The 22,924-nt window shown below is 64.1% G+C and carries 19 protein-coding genes; 11 read left to right on the forward strand and 8 right to left on the reverse strand.

Annotated features, from left to right (window positions below; translation table 11 throughout):
* Positions 1–136 precede the first annotated feature (136 nt).
* From ACTJLC_RS08865 to ACTJLC_RS08890, 6 genes are all read left to right on the forward strand, one after another.
* On the forward strand, positions 137–1,276 hold the full coding sequence (locus tag ACTJLC_RS08865) for an ABC transporter ATP-binding protein (protein WP_310128457.1): 1,140 nt from the start codon (positions 137–139) through the stop codon (positions 1,274–1,276).
* Between the two features lie 113 nt (positions 1,277–1,389).
* Positions 1,390–2,643: an ABC transporter substrate-binding protein gene (locus ACTJLC_RS08870; protein ID WP_310128455.1), complete on the forward strand. Its 1,254-nt coding sequence runs from the start codon at positions 1,390–1,392 to the stop codon at positions 2,641–2,643.
* Between the two features lie 66 nt (positions 2,644–2,709).
* Positions 2,710–3,615: a carbohydrate ABC transporter permease gene (locus ACTJLC_RS08875; RefSeq protein WP_310128453.1), complete on the forward strand. Its 906-nt coding sequence runs from the start codon at positions 2,710–2,712 to the stop codon at positions 3,613–3,615.
* Between the two features lie 19 nt (positions 3,616–3,634).
* The gene (locus ACTJLC_RS08880) at positions 3,635–4,486 is read left to right on the forward strand and encodes a carbohydrate ABC transporter permease (RefSeq protein ID WP_073428556.1); all 852 of its coding nucleotides are present in this window, start codon (positions 3,635–3,637) and stop codon (positions 4,484–4,486) included.
* Between the two features lie 37 nt (positions 4,487–4,523).
* The gene (locus tag ACTJLC_RS08885) at positions 4,524–6,488 is read left to right on the forward strand and encodes a beta-galactosidase (RefSeq protein ID WP_310128451.1); all 1,965 of its coding nucleotides are present in this window, start codon (positions 4,524–4,526) and stop codon (positions 6,486–6,488) included.
* 108 nt (positions 6,489–6,596) lie between these two features.
* Positions 6,597–7,757, forward strand: a complete 1,161-nt coding sequence (locus ACTJLC_RS08890; RefSeq protein WP_310313759.1) for a glycoside hydrolase family 53 protein — start codon at positions 6,597–6,599, stop codon at positions 7,755–7,757.
* A 63-nt stretch (positions 7,758–7,820) separates the two neighbouring features.
* Here the strand turns inward: ACTJLC_RS08890 and ACTJLC_RS08895 are convergent, their stop codons facing one another.
* The 4 genes from ACTJLC_RS08895 to ACTJLC_RS08910 all read right to left on the reverse strand — a co-directional run bounded on the left by ACTJLC_RS08895 (position 7,821) and on the right by ACTJLC_RS08910 (position 11,991).
* Positions 7,821–9,179 (reverse strand): MFS transporter, encoded by a 1,359-nt coding sequence (locus ACTJLC_RS08895; protein ID WP_154873102.1) that lies wholly within the window; start codon positions 9,177–9,179, stop codon positions 7,821–7,823.
* 332 nt (positions 9,180–9,511) lie between these two features.
* On the reverse strand, positions 9,512–9,856 hold the full coding sequence (locus ACTJLC_RS08900) for a cupin domain-containing protein (RefSeq protein ID WP_310128445.1): 345 nt from the start codon (positions 9,854–9,856) through the stop codon (positions 9,512–9,514).
* 34 nt (positions 9,857–9,890) lie between these two features.
* The gene (locus ACTJLC_RS08905; RefSeq protein ID WP_310128443.1) at positions 9,891–10,871 is read right to left on the reverse strand and encodes a succinylglutamate desuccinylase/aspartoacylase domain-containing protein; all 981 of its coding nucleotides are present in this window, start codon (positions 10,869–10,871) and stop codon (positions 9,891–9,893) included.
* 37 nt (positions 10,872–10,908) lie between these two features.
* The gene (locus ACTJLC_RS08910; protein ID WP_073428550.1) at positions 10,909–11,991 is read right to left on the reverse strand and encodes a tartrate dehydrogenase; all 1,083 of its coding nucleotides are present in this window, start codon (positions 11,989–11,991) and stop codon (positions 10,909–10,911) included.
* Positions 11,992–12,140: 149 nt separating this feature from the next.
* Between ACTJLC_RS08910 and ACTJLC_RS08915 the strand changes: the two genes are divergently transcribed.
* Positions 12,141–13,064 (forward strand): LysR substrate-binding domain-containing protein, encoded by a 924-nt coding sequence (locus ACTJLC_RS08915; RefSeq protein WP_310118265.1) that lies wholly within the window; start codon positions 12,141–12,143, stop codon positions 13,062–13,064.
* Here the strand turns inward: ACTJLC_RS08915 and ACTJLC_RS08920 are convergent.
* From ACTJLC_RS08920 to ACTJLC_RS08935, 4 genes are all read right to left on the reverse strand, one after another.
* Positions 13,061–13,558 carry an Lrp/AsnC family transcriptional regulator gene (locus tag ACTJLC_RS08920; protein WP_073428548.1) on the reverse strand — a complete coding sequence of 166 codons (498 nt, stop codon included), beginning with the start codon at positions 13,556–13,558 and terminating at the stop codon, positions 13,061–13,063. The two genes, ACTJLC_RS08915 and ACTJLC_RS08920, sit on opposite strands and share 4 nt — an antisense overlap.
* 60 nt (positions 13,559–13,618) lie before the next feature.
* A complete protein-coding gene (locus ACTJLC_RS08925; RefSeq protein WP_154873105.1) occupies positions 13,619–15,016 on the reverse strand; it encodes an aspartate aminotransferase family protein in 1,398 nt (465 codons plus the stop codon).
* 194 nt (positions 15,017–15,210) lie between these two features.
* A complete protein-coding gene (locus ACTJLC_RS08930) occupies positions 15,211–16,137 on the reverse strand; it encodes a 2-hydroxyacid dehydrogenase (RefSeq protein ID WP_310118262.1) in 927 nt (308 codons plus the stop codon).
* 3 nt (positions 16,138–16,140) lie between these two features.
* Positions 16,141–17,031 carry a GNAT family N-acetyltransferase gene (locus ACTJLC_RS08935; RefSeq protein ID WP_073428653.1) on the reverse strand — a complete coding sequence of 297 codons (891 nt, stop codon included), beginning with the start codon at positions 17,029–17,031 and terminating at the stop codon, positions 16,141–16,143.
* A 337-nt stretch (positions 17,032–17,368) separates the two neighbouring features.
* Here ACTJLC_RS08935 and ACTJLC_RS08940 point away from each other — a divergent pair, with 337 nt between their 5' ends.
* The 4 genes from ACTJLC_RS08940 (at position 17,369) to ACTJLC_RS08955 (ending at position 22,825) form a co-directional block, all read left to right on the forward strand.
* Positions 17,369–18,847 (forward strand): aldehyde dehydrogenase family protein, encoded by a 1,479-nt coding sequence (locus ACTJLC_RS08940; protein WP_154873107.1) that lies wholly within the window; start codon positions 17,369–17,371, stop codon positions 18,845–18,847.
* A 318-nt stretch (positions 18,848–19,165) separates the two neighbouring features.
* On the forward strand, positions 19,166–19,834 hold the full coding sequence (locus tag ACTJLC_RS08945) for a haloacid dehalogenase type II (protein WP_114164225.1): 669 nt from the start codon (positions 19,166–19,168) through the stop codon (positions 19,832–19,834).
* 32 nt (positions 19,835–19,866) lie between these two features.
* The gene (locus ACTJLC_RS08950; protein WP_440843662.1) at positions 19,867–21,141 is read left to right on the forward strand and encodes an NAD(P)/FAD-dependent oxidoreductase; all 1,275 of its coding nucleotides are present in this window, start codon (positions 19,867–19,869) and stop codon (positions 21,139–21,141) included.
* 67 nt (positions 21,142–21,208) lie between these two features.
* A complete protein-coding gene (locus ACTJLC_RS08955) occupies positions 21,209–22,825 on the forward strand; it encodes an ABC transporter substrate-binding protein (protein ID WP_310128439.1) in 1,617 nt (538 codons plus the stop codon).
* The last annotated feature ends 99 nt before the right edge of the window (positions 22,826–22,924 follow it).

Here is a 22,924-nt window from a genome sequence, read left to right on the forward strand (position 1 = left end):
CAGCAAGACACAAGGAGACGAGCCATCATGAATTCTTTCCCCGCCCTCGAATTTAAGCGATTAAACGCCTGCCGCACAAGGCCCGCCGATTTCTTTTTCCACGAAATTTAAGCGGTTAAATCCGCGCGGAGGCAGCATGGCGACAATCCGTCTCACGAATGTGCAGAAGTCATACGGCAACCATCCGCCGGTGATCCGGCGAGTGAACCTCGACATCGCGCAGCATGAATTCTGCGTTTTCCTGGGCCCCTCGGGCTGCGGCAAGTCGACCTTGCTGCGAATGATCGCCGGTCTCGAAGACTTGAGCGAAGGCGAACTGCACATCGGCGGGCGCCTGATGAACGACGTGCCCTCCGCAAAGCGCGGCGTGGCAATGGTGTTCCAGAGCTACGCGCTGTTTCCGCACATGACCGTGTTCGACAACATGGCGTTCGGCCTGAAGCTCGCGAAGCAACCGAAAGAGGTCATCGAGAGCAAGGTGCGCGAAGCCGCGCGCATTCTGCAACTCGAGGATTTTTTACAGCGCTACCCGAAAGCGCTCTCGGGCGGACAGCGGCAGCGTGTCGCGATCGGCCGGGCCATCGTGCGCGAACCCGGCGTGTTCCTCTTCGACGAACCGCTATCGAATCTCGACGCCGCGCTGCGCGGCCAGACGCGTGTCGAAATCGCGCGGCTGCATCAACGCTTCGCGAATGCGAGCGTGGTCTACGTGACTCACGATCAGGTCGAAGCCATGACGCTCGCCGACAGAATCGTGCTGCTGCACGCGGGCGCCGATGCCGAACGCTTCGGCAGCATCGCGCAAACGGGCGCGCCGCTGGAGCTGTATCACCATCCGAAGTCGCGCTTCGTGGCGGGGTTCATCGGCTCGCCGCGCATGAATTTCGTGGATGCCGTTGTCGACTCGATCGAGCCGGGCAGAGTGGCGGTCACGCTCGCTCAAGGCGGCGAGCGCCTGAGCGTACATGTCGACGGCCAACGCTTGCAGCGCGGCCAGGCGGTCACGCTCGGCGTGCGGCCGGAGCATCTGCGGCTCGATGGCGACGGGCAGTTCATTCAATGCGTGACGGTGCTGTCGGAACGGCTCGGCGAGCACAGCTACATTCACGCGGATCACGCGGCCGGCTCGCTCGTCGCCAAGGCGCCGGGCGATACGCCGATCGAATCCGGCGAGCGCATTCGCATTCATGTGCCGCCTTCCGCATGTCATCTGTTCGACGCGGACGGCGTGGCTTTGCGGCGCAGCACGTTCGAGCCCGAGCGCGTGGCCGCGTGAGTCACGACGTAACGCGTGCTCGAGCTTCACCCAACCGAATTCCGCCACAGAGCGGGTTACACCGTCTGCCAGCCATTCGCTGTCAGCCAACAAGGTAGTCAAGGAGACAAAAGATGATTGCTCTTCGCCTTCGCCGTCTTGCCCATGCGTCGATTGCAGCCGCGCTGGTTGCCGGCTCGCTGTGCCATGCCGTCGCCGACGCCGCCACGCTCACCGTCAACGTATCGGCGCGCGGCAACCAGCGTTCGACGTGGCAGGACGCGTTCGACAAGTTCAAAAAAGCCAATCCCGACGTCGACCTCAAGGTGACTTACATCACCGAGGAAGCGTACAAGGTGCAAATGGGCGGCTGGCTCGCCACCGATCCGCCCGACGTCGTGTCGTGGCACGACGGCGAGCGCATGGCGTATTACGCGCAACGCGGCCTGCTCGAAGATCTCTCGCCCGACTGGAGCAAGAACGGCTGGTCGCAGCAGTACGCATCGGTGAAGGAAGCGTCGACCTATAAGGGCAAGCAGTACGCGGCGCCGCTCGGCTACGACGCCTACGGCTTCTTCTATCGCAAGGATCTGTTCGAGAAGGCCGGCATCAGGAGCGAGCCGAAAACATGGGATGAATTTCTCGACGCCTGCAAGAAGCTGAAAGCCAGCGGCGTTGCGCCGATCGCCGTCGCCGCGCGCGATAGCTGGACACTGGCCGCATGGTTCGACTATCTCGACCTGCGCATCAACGGCAACGCTTTCCATCAGCAATTGATGGCCGGCGAAGTGCCGTACACCGATGCGCGCGTGAAGAAGGTCTACACCGCGTGGAAAACGCTGATCGACGATCACTACTACATCGACAACGCGCTTTCATACGACCTCGATTCGATCGCGCCGTTTCTCGTGAACGGCAAGGCCTCGATGATGCTGATGGGCACGTTCTTCTCGGCGAGCATTCCGGCGCCGCTCAAACCGCAAACCGGTTTCTTCCGCTTTCCCGTGATCGACGCGAACGTGCCGATGGCCGAGGACGGTCCGGTCAACGTGCTGCTGATTCCGGCGAAGGCAAGGAACAAGGCCGACGCCCGCAGGCTGCTGGCCTTCATGGAGCGGCCGGAGATCAACGCCGATCTCGCGAAGGGCTGGGGCACGCTGCCGTCGAACAGCCTGGCCGCCGAACCGGACGATCCGATTTCGAAGGTCGGTTTCCAGACGCTCGCGAACACCAGGGGCGGCATCGCGCAGTTCTACGATCGCGACATGCAGAAGGAAATGGCCGACGAAGGCATGAAAGCCATGCAGCAGTTCTACAGCGATCCGTCGCAACTCGACGCGCTGCTCGCGCGCCTCGAAACGACGCGCAAGCGCATCTACAAGAAGTAAGTCCCGGAGCGCCGGCGGCCTAGCCACGGCCGGCGCTCGCCTTCGATTTTCGACGAGGCCCGATCCATGTCTGATTCCGCAGCGAGCCGCCTGCCCGCGGCCCGGTACCGTCACGTCTCGACGACGCGCCGTCACCAGCACCGCGCCGCGTTTTTCTTCCTGCTGCCGGGTTGCGCGTTGTTTTGCCTGTGCGTGATTTACCCGATCGTGAGCAGCATCTCGCTCAGCTTCTATCACTGGGACGGCATGACGCCGAAGACGTTCGCGGGCTTCGATAACTACATCGAGCTGTTTCATGCGGGCACGTTCTATACGGCGCTCAGGAACAACCTGATCTGGCTCGCGCTGTTCCTGCTGGCGCCGCCGCTCGGTCTGCTGTTCGCGTTGTATCTGAACCAGCATGTGCGCGGCATGCGCGTGGTGAAGTCGCTGTTCTTCGCGCCGTTCGTGCTGTCGGGCGTGGTGGTCGGTCTCGTGTTCAGCTGGTTCTACGACCCCGGCTTCGGCTTGCTGCGCCTGATCGTCGGCCACGGCATTCCGGTGCTCGGCGATCCCAACACGGCGACGTTCGGCATCATCTTCGCCGCGCTATGGCCGCAGACGCCGTTCTGCATGGTGCTGTATCTCACCGGCCTCACGGGCATCAACCCCGAAGTGGTCGAGGCGGCGCGCATGGAGGGCGCGAAGGGCTTGCGTCTCCTGTGGCATGTGATTCTTCCGCAACTGCGGCCCGCCACGTTCATGGCCGTCGTGCTGACCGTGATCGGCGCGCTGCGCAGCTTCGACCTGATTGCCGTGATGAGCGGCGGCGGTCCGTTCGACAGCTCCACCGTGCTCGCCTATTACATGTACGACCAGGCCATCAAGTACTACCGCGAAGGCTATTCCGCGGCGATTGCCGTCGTGCTGTTCGCCATCATGCTCGTCTACATCGTGTTCCATCTGCGCCGCATGCTGCGCGAGGAACGTTGATTTCCAGGAGTCATGCGTCATGTATCCGCTTCCCGTCGAACGCTGGAAACCGCTCAATCGCACGCTGTACAAAGCGTCGCTGCCGATCGCGCTGCTCGTGTGGCTGCTGCCGATGCTGGCGGTGCTGGTCACGTCGATCCGTTCTTCCGATGAACTTTCTCGCGGCGATTACTGGGGCTGGCCCCAGCACTTCGCGCTGATCGAGAACTACGGCACCGCGCTCACGCAAACGCCGATGCTGCATTACTTCGCCAATAGCGTCCTGATCACCGTGCCGTCCGTGCTCGGCGCGATCGTGCTGGCGTCGATGGCGGGCTTCGCGCTGGCGACCTATCGGTTTCCCGGCAATACGGCGGTGTTGTTCGCGTTTGTCGCCGGCAATTTCGTGCCGATCCAGATCCTGATGATTCCCGTGCGCGACATGGCGCTGAAAGTCGGGCTCTTCAATACCGTATGGGCGCTGGTGATTTTCCACGTGTCGTTTCAAACCGGCTTTTGCACGCTGTTCCTGCGCAATTTCATCAAGCAGTTGCCGTTCGAAATGATCGAGGCCGCGCGCGTGGAAGGCGCGAGCGAATGGACCATCTACTGGCGCATCGTGTTGCCGCTGATCCGTCCCGCGCTCGCCGCGCTCGGCATTCTGGTGTTCACGTTCGTCTGGAACGACTACTTCTGGGCGCTGTGTCTCACGCAAGGCGACGAGGCCGCGCCGATCACCGTCGGCGTCGCGGCGCTCAAGGGGCAATGGACAACCGCATGGAATCTGGTGGCGGCGGGCTCCGTGCTGGCCGCGTTGCCTTCGGTGCTGATGTTCTTCGCGATGCAAAAGCATTTCGTCGCCGGCCTGACTTTTGGTGCAAGCAAGGGCTGAGCGCCCGTTCGAATTCATCTACCCACGAGACTCTCTCATGCAACTTGGCGTGTGTTACTACCCTGAACAATGGCCTCGATCGATGTGGGCCGACGACGCAAAGCGGATGGTCGAACTCGGCATCACGCACGTGCGGATCGCGGAATTCGCGTGGAGCCGGATGGAGCCGCGCGCCGGCGAATTCGTGTGGGAATGGCTCGATGAAGCCGTCGCCACGCTCGCCAATGCGGGACTGAAACTCGTGCTGGGCACGCCGACCGCGTCGCCGCCGAAGTGGCTGATGGATGCGCATCCAGACGTGTTGCCGGTGCGCGCCGACGGCACGCGCTGGAATTTCGGCTCGCGCCGCCACTACGACATTTCAAGCGAAATCTATCGCCGCGAGTGCCGGCGCATCGTCACGGCAATGGCCGAGCGCTATGGACGGCATCCGTCTATCGTCGCGTGGCAGACCGATAACGAACTCGGTTGCCACGATACCGTGCCGAGCTATTCCGACGCGGCACGGACGCGTTTTCAGGCGTGGCTGCGGCAGCGCTACGAGCGCATTGACGCGCTGAACGACGCGTGGGGCAATGTGTTCTGGAGCATGGAGTATCCGTCGTTCGACGCAATCGGCTTGCCGAATCTCACGCCCACCGACGCCAATCCGATTCATCTGCTCGACTTTCGCCGCTTCGTGTCGGACGAAGTGGCGAGCTTTCATCGCGAACAGATCGAGGTATTGCGCGAGCATGCGCCGGCCGCCGATCTGCTGCATAACTTCATGGGCTTTTTCACGACCTTCGATCACTACCGCTTTGCCGACGACAACGCGCTCGACGTGGCCGCGTGGGACAGCTATCCGATCGCGCGCACCGAATCGATCGCGTTGCCGGAAGAGCAGAAGGCGCGTTACGCGCGCACCGCGCATCCCGATGTTTCCGCGTTCGATCACGACCGCTATCGGGCGATTGGTCGCGGACGTTTCTGGGTGATGGAGCAGCAAGCGGGACCGGTGAATTGGGCGCCGTGGAATCCGGTGCCGGCCAAGGGCATGGTCCGCCTCTGGGCTTACGAGGCGTTCGCGCATGGCGCGGAGCTGGTGTCGTATTTCCGCTGGCGTCAGTGCCCGTATGCGCAGGAGCAGATGCATTCCGGGCTCAACCTGCCGAACAACGAACTGTCGCCGGGCGGTCTGGAAGTGCAACAGGCGGCGCGCGAGATTGCGCAGTCACCGGCATTGACGGGACTCGGCGCGCCCGCGCGCGCGTCCGTTGCCGTCGTGTTCGACTACGAGACGCAATGGATGTTCGAGATTCAGCGTCACGGCAAGAGCTTCGATTATCAGACGCTGGTGTTCGACTACTACGAGTCGCTGCGCGAACTCGGGCTCGACGTCGATATCGTTTCGAGCAAGGCCGATCTTTCGTCATACCGCCTCGTGGTCGTGCCGAGTATCGCGGTGATCGACGCTGCGCTCGTCGAGCAGATCGAGCGCGGCGGCGCGCAATGGGTTTTCGGTCCGCGAAGCGGCTCGAAAACCACCACCTTCGCGATTCCTTCAAGCCTGCCGCCTGGCGCATTGCAAAGCATCCTGCCGATGCAGGTGCTCGAAGTCGAAACGCTGCGTCCGACGCTTGCGCCCGCGATTTCCATCGGCGACGCGCAAGGCGTGGCGATGCATTGGCGCGAGCATGTTCGCGCCAATGGCGAGACCCGCATCGACGCGCAATTCGACGACGCGTGGCCCGCGATTCTTTCGCGCGGCAAGGTGCGTTACGTGGCGGCGTGGCTATCGCATGCGTTGCATCGCGCGGTCTTGCAGCAGGCGGCGAACGAGGCCGGCATCGAAACGCAACAGCTTGCCGACGGCTTGCGCATTCGCCGCCGCGGCGGTTTGACTTTCGCGTTCAATTTCGGCGCGCAGCAAGTGCAAGCGCCCGCGCCGGCCAACGCCACATTCGTGCTCGGCGATGCGCTGCTGAAAACCGGCGATGTCTGCGTGTGGCAGGACGCTTGAACCGCCATTCGGCCGGACGTGGATCAAGTCGAAACAAGGCATCGCAGGCGCTTCAACCCCGAACAGGCGGCCTTCCAAAAAGCCGCCATTCAACATGGAGGATGACAGATGAACCGAAGAGAAATGCTGGGATGGCTCGCTTCCGCCGCGGCCGCGGCCGGCGTCGGGGCGACGGTCGGCACGCCGGCTCTTGCTGCCGATTTGGCATTGGCCGGCCGCGGCAAGCGGTTTGCAATGGGCGCGGACGTTTCGACGCTGCTGGAACTGGAGGCGAACGGCGCGAAGTTCTACGAGCAGGGCGTGCCGCTCGACTGTCTGCTGCTCCTGAAGAAGCACGGCGTCGACTCGATCCGCATCAAGCTCTGGAACGATCCCGGCAATCCGGATTTTTTCCCCGCCGACCAAAGCCCGGCAGCCGGCTACAACAACGCCGAACATGTGCGCGTGCTGGCGCGGCGCGCCGCCGCGCTCGGCATGCGGGTGCTGATCGACTTCCACTACAGCGACTGGTGGGCCGATCCGGGCAAGCAGTATCCGCCGCATGCCTGGGCGGGCAAGGACATCGCGCAAACCTGCGCGCTGTTGTCGGAATACACGTCGAATGTTCTCAGGATGCTCGAGCGCGACGGGGTGCGTCCCGAGTGGGTTCAGGTCGGCAACGAAATCACCGGCGGCATGCTGTGGCCGCTCGGCAAGTACGATCAGTGGGACAACCTCGCGCAGTTGCTCAAGGCGGGGCACGACGCGGTCAAATCGGTCGACGAGCGCATCCAGGTGATGCTGCATATCGACAGCGGCGGCAACAACGCGACGAGCCGCTGGTGGTACGACAGCGCGATACAGCGCGGCGTCACGTTCGATGTAATCGGCCTGTCGTATTACCCGCAATGGCAGGGGTCGCTAAGCGATCTGCAAGACAATGCGAACGATCTGGCGACGCGCTACGGCAAGGACGTGATGGTCGTCGAGACCGCTTATCCGTGGACCACCAGCGACGGTGATTCGGAGCCGAACGCGATGACCAACACGGGGTCGACGGCTTTCCCGCAGACGCCTGCCGGCCAGGCGCAGTTTCTCGGCGCGGTGACGGATATCGTGAAGGCGATCCCTGACGGCCACGGCAAGGGCGTATTCTGGTGGGAACCCGAGTGGATACCGACGCCGAACGTGGGATGGAAAGTCGGCGCCGGCGATCAGTGGGACAACAATACGTTGTTCGATTTCAAGGGCAACGCGCTGAGTTCGCTGGACGCGTTCCGCAAGCGCTAGGAGCGGCGAAATCTTCGTGCGATAGCAGGCGCCAGCGTCCCGGCGCCTGCTTCCTTGTCCGCATCAATGCCCGAACGACTCCGCCTTCGGCGCATTCGCCGCGGCCGTCTGCGGCCGCACCGCCTGCTTGATCAGGAGCGCCACGCACGAAATCACGCCGGCCACCGCGATCGTCGCGAAGATACCGGCGAACGAGAAATGCCGGCGCGCCAGTTCGGCCACGAGGAACGAGCCCGCGATCCCGCCGAAGCGTCCGATGCCGAGCATCCACGCCACGCCCGTGCCGCGCCCTTCGGTCGGATAGAACGCGGCGGCGAGCGCCGGCATCGACGATTGCGCCGTATTCATCAGCACGCCCGCGACGAACACGATGAACACCAGCACGCCCACGTTGCCGACCGCCTGGCCGATGAAGTACACGCTGATCGCGGTGAGCGCATAGCAGGCCGCGATGATGCGGTTCGCGTTGAAGCGGTCCATCAGCATGCCGCACAACACCGCGCCCACGCCGCCGAGCGGGAACAGCGCGGAGATCAGCGTCGCGCGTTGCGGCGTGAGTCCGGCGTCCTTCAGCAGGATCGGCATCCAGTTGATCGACGCGTAAAAGATCACGAGGCCCATGAAGTAGGTGATCCACAGCATCACCGAGCCGATGATGTACGAGCGCGACAGCACCACGGCGAGACCCTTGCCGCCGGTTTGCGGCGCGGTCTCGGTCATCACGAAGGTGCCGGCTTGCGCCGCTTCGCTCGAAATGCGCGCGAGCGCCGCGCGAATCCGTTCGACCGGCTTGTTGTTGGCCACCATGTAGCGGACCGATTCCGGCATTTGCAACACCAGCACGATCAGCAGCAGAAGCGGCGCGACGCCGCCGAGCACCAGCACGCTGCGCCAGCCGAAGTGCGGAATCATCCACGCGGCGAGAAAACCGCCAAAGGCGGCGCCGAGCGGGAAGCCGCAAAACATCAGATTGATCAGGGTCGCGCGGCGGCGGTCCGGGCAGTACTCGCCCATCATCGTGACGGCGTTCGGCATGGCCGCGCCGAGACCGACGCCGGTGATGAAGCGCAGCACGGTCAGTTGCTCGATGCTGTTCGAGAACGCCGAGCCGAGGCAGGCCACGCCGAACAGCAGCACCGAGCCGAGCAGCATGGAGCGCCGCCCGAGCCGGTCCGACAGCGGCCCGGAGCCCAGCGCGCCGCACGCGAGACCGAATAGCGCCGCGCTCAGCACCGGCGCGAGCGCCGGTTTCGTGATGCCCCATTGGACGATCAGCGAAGGCGCGATGAAGCCGATCGCGGCCGTGTCGAAACCGTCCAGCAGGACGATGACGAAGCACATGCAAAAGATCAGCCACTGGAACGGCGAGAAGGGCTGTTCGTTGAGGAAGGTTTGAACGTTCACAGCGGTGCTGCGGTTCATGGTGGGTCTCCTGACTGCGAAAAGGCTCGTTCATGGCGAGCCTCTTCTTATTTTACGACCGCTGTCGATATTTGCTGGCTAGTTTGTTCGGATATAGAACCGTGATTCTTTATATGAACAAGTGCGACTGTAGTGAGTTTGACGAGAACGGGTCAACGCGGGATTACCCGACATCGTTTGCAAGAATGGATCAGGCAGCGCGAACCGCTGGGGATGCCGCGGCGCGCGTCGATGTGACGGCAGGCGCCGGGAGAGGACAGAATGCGAAGGGGGATTTCAAGCGCCGCGTCCACGGGTTGAAGACGGCGCGGCGCTTCATGCAAGCAAGCGGTTCAGAAGATCACATAAACCTTGCGGATGGTTTCCTCGACTTCCCACAGCCCTTCAGTGTTGGCTTCGAAAAAGAGCGTGTCGCCGCTCGCGAAATGGATCGTTTCTTCGTTGTCGGGCGTGAAGCGTCCGCGCCCCGCGAGAAAGTGCATCACTTCGGCCTGTTTGACCGAGCGCCGGTAGGTGCCCGCCGTGCATTCGAAAATGCCGGCGTCGACGGATTCGCTGCCCTTGATCACGCGCTGCACGCCCGACACCTGGGCCGGCGTCGTGCCGGGCAGGCCCGCGGTGCCCCAATCCTCGAGATTCCGCAGATTCACGCTCTGCTCGATGTGTTGAACCTTCATCTTCACGCTGCCTTTTGAATGTGCACGAGCCGGGTCATCGGCCGGTGTTGGCGATGGTTTGCTCGATCTTGCCCAGCCGCACGACGGTCACGCCCGGACGCAGTTGCCGCAGCGAGGGCATGACGAGCATGCAGTTGTCGTAGGGCGTGGCGACCGCTTCGCCGTTCGACCAGCCGATCACCGCGCCGGCTTTGTCGAATATCTCCAGGCCGGTGTACGGCGCCGCGAAGCGAAAGTCCATGCTGCTCGCCACCACCGGCTGCGTCACGCGAACGATGTGCTGGACGGGCGGCAAGGGCGCGAGCCAATCGGCCGGCAAATCCGTTGCATCGACCACGCCCGCCAGCAACAGGAAGCGGGCGGTGGTGTCGCGCGCCACGGCGACCGCGCTTTGTTCCCAGTGTTGTCCGCATTCGATCAGCAACGCGTTCTTCGGACTGTCCGCCATGCCGAAGCCTGCGTAGTCGCGCATGCGGCGGCCTTCGGGATGCCCTTCGTCGCAGATCACGGTGGCGGGCGTGCCGAGTTGCACCGCGAGGTCGATGCCTTTTTGCAGCGGTCCCGCCACGATCAGCGGCTTGCTCTTTTCATGCATCGAATGCAGATCGAGCAGCGCGTCGACCGTATCGATCACCGGCCGCATCTCTCGCGCGCGCGCCAGTTCGCTGGACGTGCGCGATGTGTCGTCGAGCACGGCGGCGGTCCACACGCGGTTGAAATCCTGATCGACGAAACGTGCCGCGTCGGGCTTCGCGGGATCGAAGCGCCGGTACGCGGCGACGTTCGCGAACGCCAGCGTGAGGCGCCCGCGCCGCGGCCGCAACGCGCGGCGCAGCAAGTCGTCCACGACGATCGCGCCGCACACCTCGTTGCCGTGCGTGAGCGCGTTGATCATCACGTGCGGTCCCGGCACGCCCGAGTCGAACGTGTGCACATAGGCAATGCCGGACGGCGACTGTTCATGCTTCGAAATATCGGGGAATTCGACCTCGATGGGATAGGCTTCCATGCTCATGCGCGTGTCCTGGCGTAGATGTAAGTGATCGAAACTCTCAAGCAAGCCTTGCCGCGATCGCCTCGCCCACTTCGGTGGTGTTCGCCTTGCCGCCCAGGTCGCCGGTATGCGGGCCTTCGACCAGCGTCGCCTCGATCGCCGCGAGAATCGCGTCGTGCGCCTCGCGTTCCTTGCCCGCGTGATTGCCGAGGAAGTCGAGCATCATCGCCGCCGACCAGATCATCGCGATCGGATTGGCGATGTTCTTGCCGGCGATGTCGGGCGCCGAGCCGTGCACCGGCTCGAACAGCGAGGGAAACTTGCGGTCGGGGTTCAGGTTGCCCGACGGTGCGAGGCCGATCGTGCCGGTGCAGGCGGGGCCGAGATCGGAGAGGATGTCGCCGAACAGATTGGTGGCGACCACCACGTCGAAGCGGTCCGGGTTCAGCACGAAGCGCGCGCACAAGATGTCGATGTGCTGCTTGTCCCACGTCACGTCGGGATACTGCGCCGCGATGCCGGCCGCGCATTTGTCCCACCACGGCATGCTGATCGCGATGCCGTTGCTCTTGGTGGCCACCGTGATCTTCTTGCGCTCGCGCCGCTGCGCGAGGTCGAACGCGAACTTCAGCACGCGCTCGCTGCCGTGGCGCGTGAAGACGGATTCCTGCAACACGAATTCGCGCTCGGTGCCTTCGAACATCACGCCGCCCACCGACGAATATTCGCCCTCGGTGTTTTCACGCACGATCCAGAAATCGATGTCGCCGGCCTTGCGGCCCGCGAGCGGCGAAGGCACGCCGGCAAAGAGCCGCGCCGGGCGCAGGTTGATGTATTGATCGAACTCGCGGCGGAATTTCAGCAGCGAGCCCCACAGGGAGATGTGGTCGGGCACCGTGTCGGGCCAACCCACCGCGCCGAACAGAATCGCGTCGGCCGATTGCAGTTGCGCTTTCCAGTCGTCCGGCATCATCTTGCCGTGCTTCGCGTAGTAGTCGCAGCTCGCCCATTCGATGTGCTGATACTCCAGCTCGATGCCGAAGCGCGCCTTCACCGCCTCCAGCACGCGAATGGCTTCCGGCATGACTTCGACGCCGATGCCGTCGCCGGGAATGACCGCGATCCGATAGGTGTTCGACATGTTCTGCTCCTCCGTTGGGTTTTCGATTCCGGCTATTTTATTCCTGCTGTTTGAGCCTAAAATGATCGCTTTAGTTAAGCCACTGTGCACGATTCGTGTACAACGCATTTGCCTCGTCACAGGCGTAATCTCGTACCTCTCAACCACCTATGAATGCCATCCCGTCACCCGATCTCGGCGATTTGCGCGTGTTCTGCGAAGTGGCGCGCAAGTCCAGTTTCAGCGCGGCGGCGGAGGCCTTGTCGGTATCCGCGGCCTACGTGAGCAAGCGGATCAACGTGCTGGAGACTACGCTCGGCACGCGTTTATTGCACCGCTCGACGCGCCGCGTCGCGATTACCGAAGCCGGCGAGCGCGTCTATACGTGGGCTGAAAAGATTCTCGACGACGTCGAGCAACTGGTGGAAGACGTCTCCACCACGCGCCGCATTCCGGGCGGCAAGCTGCGCATTTCCAGCAGCTTCGGCTTTGGCCGCCGCTTCGTCGCGCCCGCGCTGGCAACTTTCTCCGAGCGCTATCCGCAACTGAGCGTGCGGCTCGATCTGTTCGACCGGCTCGTCGACGTGGCCGGCGAGGGCTTCGACCTCGACATTCGCATCGGCGACGAAATCGCGCCGCATCTGATCGCGCGGCGGCTCGCGTCGAATCATCGCGTGCTGTGCGCGTCGCCCGGCTATCTCGCGCGGCACGGCATGCCGCGGCAACTCGCCGATCTGTCCTCGCATGCGTGTCTCGCGATCAAGGAGCGCGACCATCCATTCGGTCTCTGGCGTTTGACGGTGCGCGGCGAAACGGCGTCGATCAAGGTGACGGGACCGTTGTCGACCAATCACGGCGAAGTGGCGGTGCAATGGGCGCTGGCCGGACGCGGCATCGTGCTGCGTTCCATGTGGGACGTGCGGCCGCTGCTGGAGAGCGGCCAGTTGCAGCAGCTGCTGCCCGAGGTTACGCAACCGGCGAACCTGTGGGCGGTGTATCCGGCGCGGCTCGCGCAGTCGGCGAAGGTGCGGGTGTGCGTGGACTTTCTGAGCGAGGAGTTCGCGCAATGGAGTCCCCCCGAAACCGCCGGCTAGTGATGATTCTGCGAGAACAAGGTTTCGAGCGGATAGTGGCTCTTCACGAACGGCGACTTGATGATCACGTAGCTGAAGTACTTCTCGATGCCGATATTGCGTTCGAGCAAGCCCTCCACAATGCTTTGATAGTGGCTCACGCTGCGCGTGACGAACTTCAGCAAATAGTCATAGCCGCCGCTCGCCAGATGGCACTCCACGATTTCATCCACGTCGCGAATCGCATTGACGAACTTGATGAAGTCTTCACGCCGATGGTCGGCGAGCGTGACCTCGGTGAAGACGATCTGCACGTCGCCGAGCTTTTCCAACTGAATCTGCGCACCGTAGCCGATGATGTAGCCGGCTTTCTCCAGACGCTTGACCCGGATCAGGCAAGGGCTGGGCGAAAGGCCGACCGCGTCGGCAAGCTCGACGTTGGTTATGCGGCCTTTCTTCTGCAACTGTGAAAGTATGCGCAGATCAATCCGGTCCAGCTTGCAGTCGCTGCTCATCGTAACGTTGTCGCTCTGGCGATCGGGTAAGGGAGTAAGGGGCTCGGGGTGCCCTCTACTCTAGCATGCAGTGGCATGAATTTTGACCTTCAGCGCGGCCCGGACATCGGCCTGCGCGAGAACGTCGTCGAGTGTCTTTTCGAGCCGCTCGAACATCAGGTCGAAGTCCGCTTCGGTGTACGAGAGCGCCGGTGCAAAGCCGAGAATGTTGTCGCCGAATGCGCGGAAAATCAGGCGGTTTTCATACGCGGCGGCGGCGATCCGTTCCGACAGTTTCAACGCCGGGTCGAAGCCCGCCTTGGTGTCCTTGTCCGCGACGAGTTCGAGCGCGCCGAGCAGGCCGCGATGGCGCGAATCGCCCACCAGCGGATGCGCGAGCAGCGCATCGAGCCCTCGCGCGAAACGCGGCCCGCGCGCCACGCCGTTCGCGAGCAAGCCGCCCTCGTGATAGAGGCGCAGCACTTCGAGGCCGATCGCCGCGCTGACCGGGTGCGCGGAATACGTGTGGCCGTGGCCGACGACCGCTTCGGCGTCGCCGTTCGCAATGCCTTGATAGATTTCATCCGACATGAGCACCGCGCCCATCGGCGCATAGCCCGCGGTCAAACCTTTCGCCACCGTCATCAGATCCGGTTCGACGTTTTCACCCTGGCAGGCGAAGAGCGGACCGGTGCGGCCGAAGCCGGTGATCACTTCATCCGCGACGAACAGGATGCCGAGCTTGCGGCAGCTTTCACGCATGGCTTTCAGCCAGCCGACCGGCGGCACGACCACGCCGCCCGAGCCCTGAATCGGCTCGCAGAAAAACGCGGCGACGTGGTCCGCGCCGAGTTCGGCCACCTTCGCTTCGAGCGCGGCCACCGAGGCGGCGATCAGCGCGGCGTCGTCGGCGAAATCGTTGCGGTACGCGTAGGGCGACGGCAGATGATGCTGGTTCGGCAGCGGCAGATCGAAGTTGCGATGGAACGCGGGCAATGCGGTGAGCCCCGCGCCCATTGTCGACGAGCCGTGGTAGCCGCGCTGCAACGCGATGATGTGCTTCTTCGTGGGACGGCCGGTCGCATTGAAGTAATGCGTGATGAAGCGGATGGCCGAATCCACCGCGTCGGACCCGCCGAGCGTGAAGTACACATGCTGCAACGAGGCAGGGGACACCTCGACCAGTTTCCGCGCCAGTTCGATCGCGGGTTCCGAGCCGAAATGAAAATAGCCGGTGGCGTAGGGCAGTTTCTTCATCTGCTCGGTGGCGGCGTCGACAATGCTCTGCTGGCCGTAGCCCACGTTCACGCACCACAGGCCCGAGAATGCGTCGAGCAACTCGTTGCCGGCCGCGTCGCGTAGAAACGCGCCGCTGGCCGATTCGAGAATCGTGACGCCGCGCGCTTCGTGCGCGCGGTAGTTGATGACGGGGTGAATCAGGTGTTTGCGGTCGGCTTCAATGAGCGCTTGAATCGGCATGATGGTTTCTCGTCGCGGGAAGGGGCTGTTGACCGTTCCATACTACTGATCCGCGACTATCGCCCGCTTGGCTAAACAATTGCCTGAAAAGCGCGCGCGCCGCGTTTTGATGCGCGGCCTTAGCATTTTCTGCTGCGGACGCTGAAAAGCGGCGGCGCGAGGGGTTGCAGCGGGTTCGATACAGCGTGCCGGGTTCAGTAGCCGCGCGTGCGGTCGACCAGGCCGAGCATCGGCAAGCCTTCGCGATGACGGCGCAGATTGTCGAGCACCACGTCGACGGCGGTTTCCGGCCGCGTCGAGCTGGCGATATGCGGCGTGATCCGCACGCGCGGATGCGTCCACAACGGATGCCCCGCGGGCAAGGGCTCGGGATCGGTCACGTCGAGAATCGCGTTGCCGAGTTGGCCGCTTTCCAGCGCGGCGAGCAGGTCCGGCTGATTCAGATGCGGACCGCGCCCCGTCTGAATCAACGACGCGCCGCGCGGCAGCTTCGCGAACAGGTTGGCGTCGAGCAGCCCGCGCGTGGCCGGCGTGAGCGGCAACAGGCAGATCAGAATGTCGGTGCGCGCGAGAAACGCATCGAGCGCGCCTTCGCCCGCATGACAGTCGACGCCCTCGATCTCGCGCGGCGAACGGCTCCAACCCGCGCATGCAAAACCGAACAGACGCAGCCGTTCCAGCACCGCGGTGCCCAGCACGCCGAGTCCGAGCACGCCGATCCGGCGTTGGCTGGCGGGCCCTGGCGGCAGTTCGCGCCATACCTGTTGCTGCTGCTGCAACGCGTAGTCGAACAGATTGCGATGAATCGTCAGCACGGCCTGCGTGACGTATTCGACCATGCCTTCCACGATGCCCGGCTCGATCATCCGCACCACCGGCACATGCGCGGGCACGCGCGACAGATCGAACTGGTCGATGCCCGCGCCCACCGAGAACACGACTTCGAGGTTGGGAAAGGTGCGCGTGGGATCGTCAGGCGGCTGCCAGGCGGCGAGGTAGCGGATCGCGGCGGGATCGCCGACTTCGGGCCAGACGTGAAACGGCAAGTCCGGCGCTTTTTGCGCAAAGAGTTTCGCCCATTGCGCGCCGCGCGCCGGATCGGCTTTATAGAGGAAGGCCATGCGTCAGAAAATCGCCTGATTGATGATGCCGTATTGCAGATAGCGCGTGTCCTTGCCGGCCGCCGTGCTTGCGCCGCCGTTCGCGAGTTCGGCCGGCGTCGCATTGCGAACCATCCGCACGACGGTATCCACGCGCGGCAGCCCCAACTGTTCCAGCCAGTCGGTGAGCCCGCTCTCGCCGGGCGTATCGACGCGCACGAACACGCCTTCGTTGAGCGCCAGCCAATGACTGATGAGCGCCTTCGCGCGGCTCGAATCCTCCGACGCGGGCGCGACCACCGGTCCGATCGCGAAGCCCCGGCCGAAGCGGCGGAACAGCGCGAAGCCGATCAGTTCGCCGTCGCGGTCGAGCGCGATGCCGTCGGCGGCGCTCAGCAGCGCGGGCAAGACTTCGCCGCGATCCATGCCGCTCGCCTGCGAAGCCAGCTCGATCAGCCGCGCCGTATCGCTCGATCCGAGCGGACGCAAACGCTCGCCCGCCGGCAGCGACACCAGCGGCGGCTGGAACGCCGCGCCCTGATGCTGATCGAGCGTGCCGATCGCGCGAAAGCCGAGCTTTTCATAGAGCGGCTGGCCGGCGGGCGTCGCGTGCAGGAACGTGACGCGCCCGCCGAGTTCCTCCAGCGCCAGTTCCATCAACTTTCTGCCAATGCCGCGCCCCTGGTGCGCGGGCGACACGATCACCATGCCGAGCGAGGCGCGCTCGGCGCCGTACTTCCAGCACAGCGCGGTGCCGATCACGCCGCTGGCGTCTTCCGCGACGAAGCCCACGCCCAGTTGCTCCACGAATCGCCAGTCGTCCGCGCGATGCGGCCATTTGAGTTCGACCGTGAGCGCGTGCGCGGCGGCGATGTCGTCCTGGGTGAAGCCTCTGTAGCTAATCGAATCGTTGATCGAAGCGGACACGCGGTACTCCCTGTCGTTCGGAGCGGGTGCAAGGCACCGGCTCCTGTCCATGCAAGATAGTTGACTGAAGACTTACGCCGTCACTGTGTCATTCAGTGTGCGGCGTGACTAGGACGATCTTTTTATCCGGGCCGCCTGTCAAGGCCGTGGAGAAAATCGATGCAAAACGCCCAGTCTGGGCATGCATTACAAGCATGTTGTGCTGCACGGCGATTTTTGTCGGCGACATATGCCGGGGCCGTGGCTCTACGATTTTGTCATCGCGGCGCAGTCGTGACGACGCGCCGCATGGGACCACCAGGCAGCCACACAGGACACTCTTCTCATGGACAGCTTCAACCCAGACGACGTCGCGGTTCGCAGCGGGCATTTCATCGGCGGCGAATTCGTGGACGTAGGCGAGCGCCGCATCGAGGTGGCGCGTCCCTCGGACGGCGTGGTCTACGCCTCGGTGCCGCTCGCCGACGCGGAGATGGTGGACCGCGCGGTCGAGAACGCGTGGCAGGCGTTCAGAACGAGCGGCTGGGCGCGCATGGCGCCGCGTGAACGCGCCAGGATCCTGCGCCGTTTCGCCGACCTGGTCGATGCGGATGCGCCCACGCTCGGCCGCCTCGAAGCGCTCGGCTCGACGCGTCCGATCGCGCAGGCCATCGGCTGGGACGTGCCGTTCACCGCCGAGGGCATCCGCTTCTACGCCGAGTTCGCCGACAAGCTCGGCGGCGACGTGGCCGCCACCGATCACGATCATCTCGGCATGACGATCGCCGAGCCGTATGGCGTGATCGGAGCGATCGCGCCGTGGAATTTCCCGCTGGTGATGGCGTCGTGGAAGATCGCGCCCGCGCTCGCGGCGGGCAACGCGGTGGTGCTCAAGCCCTCGGAGATGACGCCGTTCTCGGTGTTGCGCCTTGCCGAACTCGCCGTGCAGGCGGGCGTGCCCGCGGGCATTTTCAACGTGATTCAAGGCGACGGACGCGTGACCGGCGACGAGCTGGTGCGTCATCCGAGGATCAGCAAGGTGACCTTCACCGGCTCCACGCGCACGGGCGCGTCGATCATGGCGGCCTGCGCGAATAGCGGCACCAAGCCGGTCACGCTCGAACTCGGCGGCAAGAGCCCGCAAATCGTCTTCGCGGACGCGCCGCGTCTGGACGACGTCGCGCGGCGCATTGCCGGCGCGATCACCGGCAATGCCGGCCAGGTGTGCGTCGCGGGCTCGCGTCTGCTGGTCGAGCGCTCGCTGGCGGAACCGCTCGCCGAGCGCATCGGCAGGATCTTCGCCGAGTCGAAAGCGGGCGCGACGTGGGCCGCGGGCACCACGCTCTCGCCGATCATCTCGGCGCCGCAGGCGGCGCGCATCGAGGCAATCGTCGGGCGCACGCTCGAAGCGGGCGCGACCTTGCGCTATGGCGGCGTGCGGGCCGACGGCGGCGCGCACGGCGCTTTCTATACGCCTACGTTGCTGACGGACGTCACGGCTCGATCGGAGGCGGTGCGCGAGGAAGTCTTCGGCCCGGTGCTGACGCTGCAAACCTTCGACACCGAGGAGGAAGCGCTCGCGCTCGCCCAGCATCCCGACTACGGGCTCGCGGCCGGCGTGCATACCGCCGACCTGGGCCGGGCGCTGCGCTTCGTGCGCGGTCTCGAAGCGGGCACGGTGTGGGTCAACCGCTACGGCCGCACGTCCGACTTCATGATCCCCACGGGCGGCTATAAGCGTTCCGGCATCGGCAAGGACCTCGGCCGCCAGGCCTACGAGGCGAACCTGCGCTTCAAGAGCGTGCTGATCGATTTGCGGGTTTGACGGCGAACGCCGGGGCGTCTCGTCTTGCATCGCGTCGCCTTTCGCGGCGCTGCATAACGGCGGTAAACCGGGCGATGAAACCGGTGGTAAACCCGATGCGAAATCCGCTGCAAGCCAACAGCCACGGGGCTTGCAGGAGAGCACGGCACACTGTGCTGCGCGACGGCCCCAAAACGCATGGTTTGTGTCACCGGCAGCGCGCGAATCAGGAACATCTATGTTTTTGCGCTGATTAAATCTTTTACAGGACTGAGCAGGATGGTTGCTGTTCCAGCCATCGGGCTCGCTGCAAGTTCACCCCAACGAAAGGACTGCACCATGATCGATTTCGAACCGAAGTACATCACCTTCGATTGCTACGGCACGCTCACCAGATTCCGCATGGCCGAGATGACGCGCGAAATGTACGGCCACCTGCTGAACGCCGAGGACCTGGAGAAGCTCGTCGCGTTCTACTCGGGCTATCGCCGCGACGAAGTGCTCGGCGCATGGAAGCCGTACCGCGACGTGGTCGTGAACGCGCTGCGCCGCGCGTGCAAGCGCCTGAACGTCGAGTTCGACGAAGCGGGTGCGGAGAAGATCTATACCGCGGTGCCGACCTGGGGTCCGCACCCGGACGTGCCGGAAGGCCTCGCGCGTCTCGCGAAGAAGTACAAGCTGGTGATTCTGTCGAACGCGTCGAACAACCAGATTCAGAGCAACGTCGACAAGCTCGGCGCGCCGTTTCATGCGGTGTTCACGGCGGAGCAGGCGCAGTCGTACAAGCCGCGCATGCAAGGCTTCGAGTACATGTTCGATCAACTGAACTGCAATCCCGAAGACGTGCTGCACGTTTCGTCGAGCCTGCGCTACGACCTGATGACCGCGCACGACCTGGGCATCAAGCACAAGGCGTTCGTCAACCGCGGCCATGAACCGTCGACCCCGTACTACCAGTACTACGAGGTCAAGGACATTCCGCACCTGGCCTCGGAACTCGGTCTGTAAGCGGCTCATTGCGCAATTCAAGGACAGTCTGGATGAAGCTCGATTCCTATTGGCTCGACACCGCGCCGCCGCTCCTCTCGGCGTGTGAAGGCCCGGTCGACGGCGGCGCCGACGTGGTGGTGATCGGCGCCGGCTTCACCGGACTCTCGGCGGCGCAGGCGTTGGGCAAACGCGGCGCGTCGGTGACGGTGCTCGACGCCGGGCGCATCGGCGGCGGCGCATCCGGGCGCAACGGCGGCCAGGTCAATACCGGCGTCGCGCAGGATTTCGTCGCACTGGCCGCGCAACTCGGCATGGAGCGGGCGCGCGCCTGCTACCGCGCATTCGCCGATGCGGTCGATACCGTCGAGCGCCTGATTCGCGAGGAGAACATCGACTGCGATTACCTCGCCACCGGCAAGCTGAAGCTGGCGTCCAAACCGCATCACGTTGCGCATCTGGAGAAAACGGCGGCGCTGATCCGGCGCGAAGTCGATACGAATATCGAACTGCTCGACCGTGAACGGATTCGCGATGAAGTGCAGTCGGAGAGCTTTTACGGCGGCCTGCTGCAACGCCACGGCGGCCAGATGCACATGGGCAAGTTCACGGTCGGTCTCGCGGATGCGGCCGTGCGCCGCGGCGCGAAGCTGTACGAACACGCGGCCGTCTCCGCAATCGTGAAAGACGGCGCGGGCTACAGGATCACCACGGCGCGCGGCGAAGTGCGCGCGAGACAGGTGCTGATCGCGACCGGCCCGTCGCGGCGTGGTCCGTTCGGCTGGTATCGGCGGCGTCTCGCGCCGGTCGGCTCGTTCATCGTCGTGACGGAGCCGCTTGCGCCGGAACTGCTGGCGCGCGTGTTGCCCAAGCGGCGCGCGTATACCACCACGCGCCTGATGCACAACTACTTCCGCGTGACGCCCGACGCGCGCTTGCTGTTCGGCGGCCGCGCGCGCTTCACGGCCTCGGAGCGTCCGTCCGATGCGAAGAGCGGGCGCATTCTGCAAGAAGGTCTCGCCGCGATGTTCCCGGCGCTTGCGAATGCCCGCATCGACTATTGCTGGGGCGGTCTGGTGGACATGAGCGCCGACCGTCTGCCGCACGCGGGGCAACACGACGGCATTTATTTTTCGATGGGTTATAGCGGCCACGGCACGCAAATGTCGACGCACATGGGCCAGGTGATGGCCGACGTGATGGACGGGCGCGAAGCGCGCAATCCGTGGCGCGAGTCGGAGTGGCCCGCGATTCCGGGCCACACCGGCAAGCCCTGGTTCCTGCCGCTCGTGGGGACGTATTACCGTATCAAGGACATCTTTTATTGAGTTCCCGTAGTTCCATTTGCCAATTAAAACCACGCAGCCATCCCTGCAATCCTCGCGGAGAAGTTCGATGAATAAGGAAAACTCGCAATACGGCGCTTTTGAACTCGACAACGGGTTGGAGCGATTGACAGCCAAGGGCGCCTCGCGGCGCGACGTGCTGCGTGCGATGGCCGCGGCCGGCATGATGTCGGTGACGGGCGCGGGCCTCCTCACCGCGAGCGGCGCGGCCTTTGCGCAAGCCAAGCCGAAGCAGGGCGGCAAGATTCGCGTGGCGACGCAGTCGGCGTCCGCAGCCGACACGCTCGACCCCGCGAAGGGCGCGCTCGGCACCGACTACGTGCGTTGCAACATGTTCTACAACGGCCTGACCGAACTCGATTCGCACCTCGGCGCGAAGATGGCGCTCGCCACTTCGCTGGAGACGAAGGACGCCATCGTGTGGGTCGCGAAGCTGCGCCCCGGCGTGCAGTTCCACGACGGCAAGTCGCTCGCGCCCGCGGACGTGGTCTACTCGATCATGCGTCACAAAGATCCGGCCACGGCGTCGAAAGCGAAGACGCTCGCCGACCAGATCAAGGAAGTGAAGGCCACCGGCCCGAACGAAGTGACGATCACGCTGGAAGGCCCGAACGCCGATCTGCCGGTGATTCTCGCCACCTCGCATTTCCTGATCATCAAGGACGGCACCAAGGAATTCAAAACGGCGGTCGGCACCGGCCCGTTCAAGGTCAAGGAATTCTCGCCGGGCGTGCGCACGGTCGGCGTGAAGAACGACAAGTACTGGAAGCCGGGCATGCCGCATCTGGACGAAGTGGAGCTGATCGGCATCGGCGACGAATCGGCGCGCGTGAACGCGCTGCTGTCCGGCGACGTGCAACTGATCAACGCGGTGAGCCCGCGCTCCACTACGCAGATCAAGAACGCGGGCGGCTTCTCCGTGCTGGAAACCAAGACCGGCCAGTACACCGACCTGATCGTTCGCGACGAAGGCGGCATTACCGGCAACGACGATTTCCGGCGAGGCATGATGTACCTGATGGACCGCGAGCAGATTCGCCGCGCGATCTTCCAGGGCTATGGCGCGATCGGCAACGATCAGCCGATCGATCCGACCAACAAGTATTACCTGGCCGGTCTGCCGCAGCGCACCGTCGATCTGGACAAGGCGAAGTTCCACTTCCAGAAGGCGAAGGTCGGCAGCGCGCCGATCCAGATTTTCGCGTCGCCGGCAGCCGAAGGCTCGGTGGAAATGGCGATGCTGCTTCAGCAGGTCGCGCCGCAAGCGGGGCTCAACCTGCAAGTGTCGCGCGTGCCGGCGGACGGCTTCTGGTCGAACCACTGGATGAAGCATCCGCTCGTGTACGGTTCGGTGAATGCGCGGCCGAGCGCCGACGTGCTGTTCACGCAGTTCTTCAAGTCCGACGCGCCGTGGAACGAGGCGAACTGGAAGAGCCCGAAGTTCGACCAGATGCTGGTCGCGGCGCGCGGCGAGCCGGACGACGACAAGCGCAAGAAGATCTACGGCGACATGCAGGTGCTGGTGCATGAAACGGGCGGCATCGGCATTCCGCTGTTCCAGAGTTCGCTCGATGCTTATACGACGAAGCTCAAGGGCCTCGGCTCGATTCCGCTGGCCGGTTTGATGGGCTTCATGTTCGCGGAAAACGTCTGGCTCGACGCCTGAGCGCTTTCGTATTTTCGTATCGCTGCAAGTTCGGCCCGCCGGTCTGACGAACCGGAAAGCCAGGGTCGGTCATACGCACGCCGCGCGTTCTGGTTTTCG

The organism is Paraburkholderia sp. 22099 (assembly GCF_052045835.1).
GTDB lineage: Bacteria > Pseudomonadota > Gammaproteobacteria > Burkholderiales > Burkholderiaceae > Paraburkholderia > Paraburkholderia terricola.

Bases quoted from the DNA above. Each gene is read 5' to 3' on its own strand.
- ACTJLC_RS08955 (WP_310128439.1), top strand. From the start codon at position 21,209: ATGAATAAGGAAAACTCGCAATACGGCGCTTTTGAACTCGACAACGGG.
- ACTJLC_RS08885 (WP_310128451.1), top strand. From the start codon at position 4,524: ATGCAACTTGGCGTGTGTTACTACCCTGAACAATGGCCTCGATCGATG.
- ACTJLC_RS08905 (WP_310128443.1), bottom strand. From the start codon at position 10,871: ATGAGCATGGAAGCCTATCCCATCGAGGTCGAATTCCCCGATATTTCG.
- ACTJLC_RS08895 (WP_154873102.1), bottom strand. From the start codon at position 9,179: ATGAACCGCAGCACCGCTGTGAACGTTCAAACCTTCCTCAACGAACAG.
- ACTJLC_RS08870 (WP_310128455.1), top strand. From the start codon at position 1,390: ATGATTGCTCTTCGCCTTCGCCGTCTTGCCCATGCGTCGATTGCAGCC.
- ACTJLC_RS08950 (WP_440843662.1), top strand. From the start codon at position 19,867: ATGAAGCTCGATTCCTATTGGCTCGACACCGCGCCGCCGCTCCTCTCG.
- ACTJLC_RS08930 (WP_310118262.1), bottom strand. From the start codon at position 16,137: ATGGCCTTCCTCTATAAAGCCGATCCGGCGCGCGGCGCGCAATGGGCG.
- ACTJLC_RS08890 (WP_310313759.1), top strand. From the start codon at position 6,597: ATGAACCGAAGAGAAATGCTGGGATGGCTCGCTTCCGCCGCGGCCGCG.
- ACTJLC_RS08880 (WP_073428556.1), top strand. From the start codon at position 3,635: ATGTATCCGCTTCCCGTCGAACGCTGGAAACCGCTCAATCGCACGCTG.
- ACTJLC_RS08945 (WP_114164225.1), top strand. From the start codon at position 19,166: ATGATCGATTTCGAACCGAAGTACATCACCTTCGATTGCTACGGCACG.
- ACTJLC_RS08865 (WP_310128457.1), top strand. From the start codon at position 137: ATGGCGACAATCCGTCTCACGAATGTGCAGAAGTCATACGGCAACCAT.
- ACTJLC_RS08925 (WP_154873105.1), bottom strand. From the start codon at position 15,016: ATGCCGATTCAAGCGCTCATTGAAGCCGACCGCAAACACCTGATTCAC.
- ACTJLC_RS08915 (WP_310118265.1), top strand. From the start codon at position 12,141: ATGAATGCCATCCCGTCACCCGATCTCGGCGATTTGCGCGTGTTCTGC.
- ACTJLC_RS08910 (WP_073428550.1), bottom strand. From the start codon at position 11,991: ATGTCGAACACCTATCGGATCGCGGTCATTCCCGGCGACGGCATCGGC.
- ACTJLC_RS08920 (WP_073428548.1), bottom strand. From the start codon at position 13,558: ATGAGCAGCGACTGCAAGCTGGACCGGATTGATCTGCGCATACTTTCA.
- ACTJLC_RS08940 (WP_154873107.1), top strand. From the start codon at position 17,369: ATGGACAGCTTCAACCCAGACGACGTCGCGGTTCGCAGCGGGCATTTC.
- ACTJLC_RS08900 (WP_310128445.1), bottom strand. From the start codon at position 9,856: ATGAAGGTTCAACACATCGAGCAGAGCGTGAATCTGCGGAATCTCGAG.
- ACTJLC_RS08875 (WP_310128453.1), top strand. From the start codon at position 2,710: ATGTCTGATTCCGCAGCGAGCCGCCTGCCCGCGGCCCGGTACCGTCAC.